Origin of the sequence: Colwellia marinimaniae (assembly GCF_002207865.1) — a bacterium.
Lineage (GTDB): Bacteria > Pseudomonadota > Gammaproteobacteria > Enterobacterales > Alteromonadaceae > Colwellia > Colwellia marinimaniae.
In genome coordinates this window covers 1-10,743 of sequence record NZ_BDQM01000025.1, presented here as the reverse complement: position 1 = coordinate 10,743, position 10,743 = coordinate 1, and the positions used below count along the sequence as shown (strand labels likewise).

The 10,743-nt window shown below is 38.3% G+C and carries 7 protein-coding genes; 2 read left to right on the top strand and 5 right to left on the bottom strand.

Annotation, left to right across the window (positions count from 1 at the left end; translation table 11 throughout):
• The first annotated feature begins 66 nt into the window (after positions 1-66).
• Positions 67-456, top strand: a complete 390-nt coding sequence (locus MTCD1_RS13385) for a helix-turn-helix domain-containing protein (protein ID WP_082606535.1) — start codon at positions 67-69, stop codon at positions 454-456.
• Positions 457-582: 126 nt separating this feature from the next.
• Here MTCD1_RS13385 and MTCD1_RS13380 read toward each other — a convergent pair whose 3' ends face one another.
• Positions 583-1,770 carry an MFS transporter gene (locus MTCD1_RS13380; protein ID WP_057181457.1) on the bottom strand — a complete coding sequence of 396 codons (1,188 nt, stop codon included), beginning with the start codon at positions 1,768-1,770 and terminating at the stop codon, positions 583-585.
• 367 nt (positions 1,771-2,137) lie between these two features.
• On the opposite strand from MTCD1_RS13380, the gene MTCD1_RS13375 reads away from it, so the two are divergent.
• Positions 2,138-5,359 (top strand): DUF3427 domain-containing protein, encoded by a 3,222-nt coding sequence (locus tag MTCD1_RS13375; RefSeq protein ID WP_057181458.1) that lies wholly within the window; start codon positions 2,138-2,140, stop codon positions 5,357-5,359.
• 340 nt (positions 5,360-5,699) lie between these two features.
• On the opposite strand, the gene MTCD1_RS13370 is transcribed toward MTCD1_RS13375, so the two are convergent.
• The 4 genes from MTCD1_RS13370 to MTCD1_RS13355 form a co-directional block, all read right to left on the bottom strand.
• Positions 5,700-7,886 carry a ThiF family adenylyltransferase gene (locus MTCD1_RS13370; RefSeq protein ID WP_057181459.1) on the bottom strand — a complete coding sequence of 729 codons (2,187 nt, stop codon included), beginning with the start codon at positions 7,884-7,886 and terminating at the stop codon, positions 5,700-5,702.
• Positions 7,883-8,941, bottom strand: a complete 1,059-nt coding sequence (locus MTCD1_RS13365) for a ComEC/Rec2 family competence protein (RefSeq protein WP_057181460.1) — start codon at positions 8,939-8,941, stop codon at positions 7,883-7,885. Before MTCD1_RS13365 ends, MTCD1_RS13370 begins: the two co-directional genes overlap by 4 nt.
• Positions 8,942-9,053: 112 nt before the next feature.
• On the bottom strand, positions 9,054-9,680 hold the full coding sequence (locus MTCD1_RS13360; protein ID WP_057181461.1) for a hypothetical protein: 627 nt from the start codon (positions 9,678-9,680) through the stop codon (positions 9,054-9,056).
• Between the two features lie 200 nt (positions 9,681-9,880).
• Positions 9,881-10,222, bottom strand: coding sequence for a hypothetical protein (locus MTCD1_RS13355; protein WP_057181462.1), 342 nt, complete (start codon positions 10,220-10,222; stop codon positions 9,881-9,883).
• Positions 10,223-10,743 lie beyond the last annotated feature (521 nt).

The window sequence follows — 10,743 nt, the reverse complement described above, 5'->3', positions numbered from 1 at the left end:
ATATTTAAAGTGTAACCCAATAAGGTTACACTAAAACCAGATGAACACAGATATTTAGGTGAAATCATGGTTAGTTTTAGAATAACAAAGCCAAAAAACACAGTGCGCTCAATGGTGCGAGAACAATACAAAGAGATCGCCAATTCAGCAGCCAGCTTTAAAAATGCAGCGGCTATCCCTGCAGAAGGCTGGGTTAGAACTATCCGTAAAGCACTGGATATGTCTGGCGCACAATTGGCCGAGCGATTAAATTTAAGCCGAAATCGAATTTCAATTCTTGAGCGCCGTGAAGTAGAAGGTGAAATAACCATTAATCAGTTAAAAGCGTTAGCTGACAAATTAGGTTGTGATTTCACTTACGCTTTGGTGCCAAAGAAAGAGGCAAATCTTGGATGTAATATGTTTAGGGTTAGAGAAAAAGACTTAAAACGCTTACCCACATGTGACTGGGTATAATAATTGAGATTGCCCCATTTACGATTGTTTGTTTTAAAAAGGCTTCCGCCAAATTGATTTTTTGAAAGACGTATTTTCAATCAGATAAACCGATAAAATCAAAAATAAGAACAACCGCGATTAATTTTATTTTGTTAATGAACAAGCATGGCGATGTAAGCGCCAACATAATAGGTAAATTAAGCCATATAATACCATGCCACCTGCAAGCACCCCATACCAAGCGCCATATTGCCAGCAGGCAATTAAGTAAAAACCACCTAAGCTGCCACCAATGTAATAGTGCACAAGGTATAACGCCGTCGCGGTTGCTTTCGCTACTTTCGCTTTCTGACTTACCCAGGCATAGGCAAGTGAGTGCGTGAAAAAAGCGCCTGAGCCAATAAGTAATAGACCAACAACCATTGCATACAATGAATCATAAACGGCTATCCACATACCTATTGCACTTACGGTTGTACCTAACACCATGCCCTTGATTGGGCTGTAATGTTGGCTCCAACGACCACTTAGTTTTGCTGAAATAGTACCGCTTAAATAGCACAGAAAAATCATCGACGTTAAGCTGATAGACAGTGAATACGGTGGCGCGATAAGACGAAACCCCATTACCGTATAAAGATTAACAATTAACGCAAAGTTTAAACCGCCAATAAGCATAGCAAGCCATAATTCACGCTGTTTTAAATGACCAATGACACGCTTATTATGGTTACGAAACTGCCCTCTTTTAGGGGTAAAACATTGTTGTTCAGGCAATAGTCGGCTCACTAATAGCGCGCCAACTAAACTGGCAATAGCCATACCAATAACGGCTATATCCCATCCCCAATATTCGGTGGCAAAACCGCCGTATAAACGCCCGGCAATACCGCCTAATGAATTTGCACTAATATAACCACCAACGGCAATCATAAATGCTTTTGGGGTGAACTCTTCAGCCATATATGCCACAGCAACGGCAACAAACCCCGCAAGCGCAATACCCATTACCCCTCGCGTTAACGTTAACATTATTAATGAATCGGTTAGCAACATGGCCATGCCGGTAAATGGCAATAAGAAAAGACTCAGCATCATCACTTTACGACGGCCAATAATTTCTGAGCCTACAGCCCACGGAACAAGAGTAAGCGCTAACATTAATGTGCATGACGCAAGCAACCAATTAATTTCAATCGCACTGGCGTTAAATTTTTCAGCCATCAATGGCAACATGGGTTGGAACATGTACAAATTACAAAATACAAGGAAAGAGCCTAACGCTAATGCAAAACTAGCACGGCGGTAAGCAGCTGTTTTTACTTCAATCATGATGATGATGACACTCTGAGGCTGGCTTTCAATTACACCTACTATTTTATCAATTGATAAAGCAGCAATAAAACTAAATTAATAATGAGATATTATAGTGACTATCGCCTTGATAATAAAAGTATTGTTACGAATAACTATTATTGACTCAGGATCGTCATCCCCGTGGTGTTTTAATCGGGGATCCAGTGTATAAAGAGCAATGGATCTTCGATCAGAGACTTCGAAGATGACGTTTGCAAAGAGTTCCTGAGCAACCTACATAGGCATATTAACTAATGAGCTAAGCCACTGATAAAAAGGTGTAAATTCAATTCTATTTTAGCTATTCTAGTGGCAAATAACGTTAATAAATTTAAGAGCCTTCATGAACACTACGGGTATTTATGAGCAGCTAATTACCCAATTAGTTGAACAAAACTTAGACCGAGAAACATTCCATGTTGGTGAGCGCTCACTTGAAGCTGGCGAAGCGGCAACGTGGTTATCTCGTTTCTTAACCCGACTGATTGAAATTGCCATGGACTCAGTGCCACATGGTGATAATAGAATTCATGAGCAAATCAACTTAGCAAACACCATAGTGCAGTGGCTTAGTACCCATATTAAAGATGAACAGTTAATCAGTGAAAACTTAATTGATAGCCGAGGTAAAATTCTTACCGCACTGTTTGATAAATCCAACCCTATCGCGGCTGACCTGCCCAAGTATGTTGAGTCCATCATGCCATTAACCGGCTTAACGCAGAGTGAATTGTTCTGTGGTAGCAATGTTGGTGTGTCGCTAGAAACTGAGATTAAAAGAGAAATTCAATCTTCTGATGAAATATATTGGCTAGTGTCCTTTATCAAATGGACAGGTATTCGAATATTTAAAAAGGAATTAGAGGCTTTCACCCGTAGCGGTAAACAATTAAAAATAATCACCACCTCTTATATGGGCGCTACCGATGCCAAAGCGGTTGAGTTTTTAGCCGCACTGCCCAACACTGAAGTTAAACTTAGCTACAATACCAACCGTGAACGCCTGCACGCAAAATCGTATTTATTCATGCGTAATACCGGTTTTCACACTGGCTATATTGGTTCCTCTAATTTATCTCATTCAGCCTTAACCAGTGGTTTAGAGTGGAACCTTAAAATTACTGCGCAAGAAATCCCTCATATCATTAAAAAATCGCTAAGCACTTTTGAAACCTATTGGCAGTCACCTGACTTTGAACACTTTGATGGCAAAGCACCAAGCCGTGAAAAACTAAACACTGCCCTGCGCGAGGCCAAAGGCAGCTTCAGTAGCTCAACACCTAGTTTCTATTTTGATATCAAACCGCATTCCCATCAGCAAACCATCTTAGACAAGTTACAGGTTGAACGGGATCTGCATAAGCGTTATCGCAACTTAGTGGTGGCAGCAACGGGCACAGGTAAAACCATTATTTCTGCTTTTGATTTTGCTCGTTTCTATAAAGAAAATCCCGAAGCAAATTTTTTGTTTATTGCCCATCGTGAAGAAATACTAAAACAAGCGTTAGCTGCTTATCGTGGTGTATTAAAAAATAGCGCTTTTGGCGAGTTATGGGTCGGTAATCACAAGCCAAACAAATATCGACACCTCTTTGCCTCTATTCAAAGTTTAAACGCGCAACTTAGCACGGTAAATAACAACCAAACGGAAAAGTTAGCCTTAAGTGAAGATTATTTTGATTATATAGTTATTGATGAAGTGCATCATATTGCGGCCAGTAGTTATCGCGCGGTATTAGCGCACTTTAGCCCGAAAATTTTGCTCGGTTTAACCGCCACACCAGAGCGGCATGACGGCACAGATATACTCAGTGATTTTTGCAATGTTATTGCCGCAGAAATACGATTACCGGAAGCCATTAATCAACGACACCTTTCGCCCTTTCAATATTTTGGCATAGATGATGATACCGACTTAACTAAAATTTCGTGGTCTAAAGGCCGTTATGACATTGCCGAATTAACCCACCTTTATACCTATAATGACCAAAGGGTTTTACGCATTTTACAAAGCCTTGAAGAAGTGGTTACTGATATAGCTCAAATGCGCGCCTTAGCCTTTTGTGTCAGTAAAGAGCACGCAAAATTTATGGCGCAAAAGTTCACCTTGCATAATATTGCCTGTGGCGTATTAACCAGTGATAACAGTAAAGACCGTGAACTTATGCAGCAACAGCTAAGATCAAAACAAATTAATGTCTTGTTTGTTGTTGATATATTTAATGAAGGTGTCGATATCCCCGAATTAGATACCTTACTGTTTTTACGTCCTACCGAAAGTTTGACTATATTCCTGCAACAACTTGGTCGTGGCCTGCGATTAACGGAAAATAAAGAATGTTGCACCATTTTAGATTTTGTCGGTAATTCACGCCCTGAATACGACTTTTCACAGAAGTTCAGAGCCTTGGTCGGTAAAACCAATCAAGCGATAGCAAAAGAAGTCAAACAAGGTTTCCCGCACCTGCCCTTGGGTTGCCGCATTGAGTTACAAGAAAAAACCCAAGCGATGATCTTAAAAAACATTAGCCAAGCGACACTAAACAAAAACAAACTGTTGAGCTTAATTAATAACTTTCCGCATAATACCAACTTACCGTTAACGCTCACTAATTTTTTACAGCTCAACCCGAACCTCAGCCTAGAAGACATTTACAAGGTTAAATGTGGCAAGGTTGGCGGTTGGTCGGTATTACTTGCCGCCAGCAAAAACAAGGAAATAGCGGCAGAGGATAAAGCGCTTTATGCGGCTTATTATCGTGCTATTAATAATAGATTACTCAACTGTTCATCCATTTCATATTTACGCTTTATCAAAACACTGTGTGATAGCAACTTCTCGATATCAGCCCTGAATACCAATGTAAACTTACCCAAACACCAGCAACTCTTTGCTTTAATGACTCATTACGACTTTTGGGATAAAACAGGCAAACAGGCTGGCTTTGGTGATTTGGCGACAAGCTTATTAGCGCTAAGAAACACCACGCTGCTTGCGGAATTAACCGAAGTTATTGCCCTGCTTATTGAGCGACTTGAAGTGAGCGAGTTTGCTATGCCAAGGGTCAATAACTCGAAAGTAGATGCATCGCCCTTACAAATGCATGTACGCTACCCGAAAGAGCATATTCTCGTCGCCTTTGGCGATAGTACTTTCACTAAAAAATCATCGAGCCGTGAAGGTGTGTTAAATATAACCGATGCTAATACCGAGTTGCTCTTTGTCACCTTAGATAAATGTGAAAAGCAGTTTTCTGCAACAACCATGTACCATGATTATGCGATAAGCCCGACCTTGTTTCACTGGCAAACGCAAAATAGCGCCAGACCAAATTCAGGTCGTGGTTTAGCTTATATTACCCAGCAAGAAACTAACAAAATCTTCCTGCTATTTGTGCGTGAGCAAGGCAAAGATGAGAACGGCAGAACCATGGGTTTTGTCAATTTTGGCCCAGTAGATTTTGTGAAATATGAAGGCAGTCAGCCAATGAATATCACTTGGAAGTTAAAACATCCCATGCCAGCCTATTTGTGGCATGAGACGGCTAAGTTGGCGGTAGGATAGGTAATATATAGTAATGCTAATAGAACTAAAGCTGACTTAATAACGATAAAAGGTTTTTTTCTTATACATAACATCAAAACATGTATAGAAAATTGGCTTTTGTATACGCGTTTAGCTAGAAAATCAAGGTGTGTGTCTTTGATGATTTATTGTCAATTTTGGTCCCGTATATTTTGTTAAATATGAAAAAAATGGACACCAATATTTTATATTCTATATAGCCAGAAAATTAATTAGCCAATTTATGGATGTCCCAATCTTTATATTACTCACCCGAAAGTCATATTGTAGTAAAAGACAAGACCTGACCCTCATGTTCAAAGGTCATATATGACTAGGTCTAAATAGTCCTATTAATTCCTACCATCACTTTTAATTCTTCGTTGGCTTTAATAAGCATCACTGTAGGTATTATTCTTTCTTTACAACTTATTAATTCCGCAAAAGTCGTTTCATCTTTTCTAGAAGGGCTTGCAGAGTTGCCTGGGTGACTATGCCAAGTACCAAGAGGTAGCAGCATTTCATTAGTCGCTTGTAATATTTTCTGAGCTTTGCTGTCTTTATTAATGCTTTCAAGTGATACATTAATTCTTGATCCGTGAAATGTACCAATAGTAACATCAACAATACTAATCCGTCGTTCACTCAAATTATACAAACCAAAAATGTAACCCGATGACTCGTTAGGTAAGTACTGGTTTCTTGCATTCTCAATAATCAGGGATGATTTTTCATTTATACTTACAATCCATTTTTTACCATGTAAGTCATCAATATCAAACTTTATAAATTCAAAATCACTAGTTGAAGTATCGTAAATAGTTACCCCCTCAGGGTTTCCCTCTTTGTCTTGGCAATTCATTACTACTCTAACTTTCGGTTTCAATATTTGATTCAGCAAAGTCGGCATCAGAGCAGATACATGATTGTTAATTTTGAACCAAGGCATCTCTAATGTAGCGCTACTACAACTCAGCCCTAGCATTTTATTCGATAATGATGATTCTCGTTGAAGCCAATTCTGTATTTTTATATCGCTGATTGCAAAGCTGTAAATAGCAGCTTCTAAATCCAATATATCAATAGGTCCTGAGGGGAGCTGTGACATAAAAAAAGACAGCCTGCCTTCATCTGCAATAAATATTCGGCTATACGGTACTGATAATTTATTTAACCATGATGGCTCAATAATTTGACCAGTTGCATCAATTACTTGCCCTGAGTTTCTTAAGTTGATTAATTCATTAGTGTCGAAGTTACGACGAAAACATTTTATCTGAATATTACTATTTATTTTTTTTAGCCATCGTTCCATTTTCATTGATTTGAATTCATTGAAAATAACACTATTTTCCAACTTGTCTTGGGAAAGAACATGTCGTGCATTATTGTGAGCTTCAAACTGATCTTCATCCCATAGTGCTAATTTAGTATGGCCACTTCTCACCAAATAATCAGCTATAGCCCCCCCAACACTTCCACAACCAATTATAGAAATTTCTTTTCCTGTAGGTTTTAAACCTGAAACATTAGAGAGAAGCTCAGGAGTTACAGTCGACTTAACCACTAGCTGATGGAATTCAAATTTATTATTTTCGTGTGTAACAAGAATGGCGATTAATTCAACTTTTCTTGCTTGGGTGTCTAAAGATAAACCGGGAATACCTTCTATTAGTGACAATGGACGCCTTTGTACAATTAAAAAAATAGTAGCAGTTAAGCCTTTTCGCTTTTTTTCTTTCATTATGGATACTTTGACCTGAGCCAACATGGGGTTTGAGCTATAGCGAATGAGGCTATCAAAACTATTTATTGGAGTAGAGTTATGTTTTTCTTCAATAAAGTCGACATCCGAAATAATGTAATGGGTTTTAATATTATCAAATTCTGCATATTTAAAAGGTCTTAAAAATGGTGAGTTATTTGTTTTCACTTTTCCTTTTATTTCAGGGATACTGATACCAAATAAAAAGTTTGTTGTTTTTATTTTCTCAACGAGTACGTTTGTCTTAAATGTTAAAATTTTTCCACTATTTTTTGTTTTTATAGCTAACTCTTGCCATTCTGAAAGCTGGATGTTGAATGAAATCAAGCCAGTTCTTGGTGTTGGCTCCCACCCATCACACTGCAAACGTGAAATTGATGCATCTTTTAGCCACTCTCCCAACACATTGATGCACGCGGAAATACCTTTTTGAGTATATAGTCCCGAATTCCCCCCGTTACGCCATAGACAAATTGAAGCAGGATGACTTTCTGGTTCAGGATTAAGGTGAGGCAGATCTCTAGGAAAGCTACCTCTTCCTGATAAAAAAAGTGGAGACTCTGGTTCTGGTGTTATTTTATATTTAAGTAAGATAGGCTCTGGGTTAATGAGCCTTTCATCTTCAATTTGAGCATATTGATCATACTCAAAATCAAACCTGATTTCTGCGATCCCATCTTTATCTGTATAAATGAGATTTTCAATATTTGATAACCCTACAAGAATTCTGATGTCTTGTATTAACCAATCTGGATAATTCATGCTTTACCATATTTGGTTGTACGATTAAGCCCTGCACTTACGGAAGCAGTATTATGGGTTGTATTAACTTTTTTATTTTTTTTCAGCATTATTCCATCTTTATTTAATTCAAAAACAACTGGAGCTGCGTTACCATCATTATGGCTAGCAGTGCAGAAAAAACGCGATTTTATTTCTGTATCATCTATGATATTTAACCACTTATTTTTCGCTATATAATGTGGTGGATTTGGCTTACTACGCAGAACAGCTCGTGAAGAGGAAACAACAAAAGATTTTTTATTTATAGGATTCGATATTGCATTTATCGCGTCTTTATTATCCACATAATCACCACTTTCTTTATCTTTTTTAGCAAAAGGCGTTAAGCTGCAATGATGGTGCGCAGTGGTTAAATTCCAATTAAGTTTGTCAACCTCAGTTTCTACATGTAACCGTGCCCATACTTCACGCTCGGCATCACCTCCTAACATTATTTTACTTTTAATTGCTTCATTACCATCTTGATAAATCCACTGGATAACAATTGAAGTATTGTTTTTAGCATCATCTTGATCTTCTTTAGGAGCCGCATTATCTAATTCTGTTTTACTTGGCGATATAACCCGACCTGTAAGTCTTTCGTTGACTTTTATATTGTCATTAGCCTTTACTATTCGCAATTTATTGCCAGCTACATTTCGCTCTTTTTCAGGTAAATTATTTCTACGACGAATTTCGTTAACAAGATCTTTTGCTTCAGGAGATGGATTTGTAAGATCTATAACGTATTGCGAACAAATTATCTCTTCAACTAAAATCTTGTCATTCTGATTTTCTGGTTTACCACGATGAAATAACTCGTCAAAGCCTCTCACATGATCCCTATCAGTATGAGTAACAATAAAATAAGCCAGCTTATTCGAAGGGCAAGCATCTTCTATATCTACCTTAATATTGTAATGTTCATCTGATGAAGTTCGATAATGGATATCTGTTAAAACTGTTTTATTTCCCGCACGAATAAGAATTGAATCACCATTATCAACGGGTAAAAATTTAATGTAGTCAGTCATAGTACTATCTCTAGTTAAGAATAATTAAGTTGTCTGTGATTAGTAAATAATTTTAAAGTCCCCAATACTAACGTCATGAAAGTGGCGTTAGTCTCACTGGTATAAATTTCAATTAATCCAGCGCTGTAGCGACAGCATTCACGACAAAGCGATTACCTGAATTTCTTGCTGCTATTAATGAAAGTGCACTGAATATACCCAATACCCAGAAAACTTCTGGAACTATTTCACCAATCAATTCAGGATCACCTAATAAATGCCATACAAAGGCTGTGATAAACAACATCACTAAGCCAGAGAAAACGTCACGATAAAGAAGAAAACTACGGTGTGCTTGGCGGACTTCGTTGGTATCTTTTACTGGTTTATAAATATGACGATACCAAAGACTATTTCGCTCAAATGCGGGGGTAGCAGAGTCAAATACTTTTGACCAGCGCTCTTTCGCTGCTTGATAATCGATTCTTGAATCTTTACGACAGAGTTTATTAATTCTGCACGCGGGCATTTCGTTAGTGAACCTGGTAAATATGATTTTATGTTTAATATTGTGTGACAGGAGGTTTGTTAACATCACTAATACAGCTGAAAAAATAGTACTTGCTGTACCAGCTACTAAAGCTTCTGTTAAGTCAGGCAATCTATCAAACCCTAACTGAAAACCCGCACACAATAAGAGTGCCGCAGCAAGAATTGAGAAAATGGGTGTGTTGTTTTCTTTTTTTAAATTGGTAGTCATAGATTTATTAACCTTATATTTTTTTATAATATTCGTGATGGTAATGTTCGGTGTAAAGTACTGACTAGACCTCGCGCACCGGTGAGTTGTAATTAACACCCACCCTATAGCAATTAACTAGTCAATTAACTAGGACATCCATTGTTAATTGCCCAGATGAACGATACTAAGTAAACTAAAGATTACCACTCTCTCAATTGTTACATTTCTTTCAATCGTCCACGCTGCATCACCAAAGCTTCAAATAAGTCATCTACTGACGAGTTATCTGAATTCAACCCCGGCAAGGCAATGTTAGCCACAGCGAAAAAACGTTTATGGTTGTTTGCTAGTGAGGCTGAAGGTTCCACGGCTGATGGCTCATGAATAAAGAATCGGACACCCATACTTTTCGAACGGAACAGATTAAGTCTCATTTTTTGAGGGTTTACCATAATGGCAGGCAATAGTTGATGCCAGCTTTGATGTACCTGATCAAATGATGTTGATAGGTATTGCTGGGCTAGTGCTTCTGCATTTTCATTATAAAATTTGGCGGGCAAGCGCGTGATCCTTTCGCGGTGGTATTTTTATTCTGCTATTTTCTCTATGCTAACACGAAGACAATCACTTAATTGTTGTTCTTTGTCAATAAGTTGTACTTAAAACATAAATACCCTATCAGTTAAATTTTAGTGGTTTTAAGAGAATGGATTCCCGATCAGTAACTTCGGGAATGACGAAGGGGTAACTTCGGAAATAACGAGGTGTAACTTCAGAAATAACGAGGGTGTAACTTCGGAAATGACGGAGGGCGTACCTTCGGAAATGACGGAGGGTGTAACTTCGGGAATGACGGAAGGGGTAACTTCGGGAATGACGGAGGGGTAACTTCTGAAATGACGAAGGGGGTAACTTCGGGAATGACGGTGGGTGTAACTTCAGAAATGACGAAGGGTGAAACCTCGGTAATAACGGAGGGTGTAACTTCGAAAATGACGAAGGGGGTAACTTCGGGAATGACGAAGGGGTAACTTCGGAAATAACGAGGTGTAACTTCAGAAATAACGAGGGTGTAACTTCG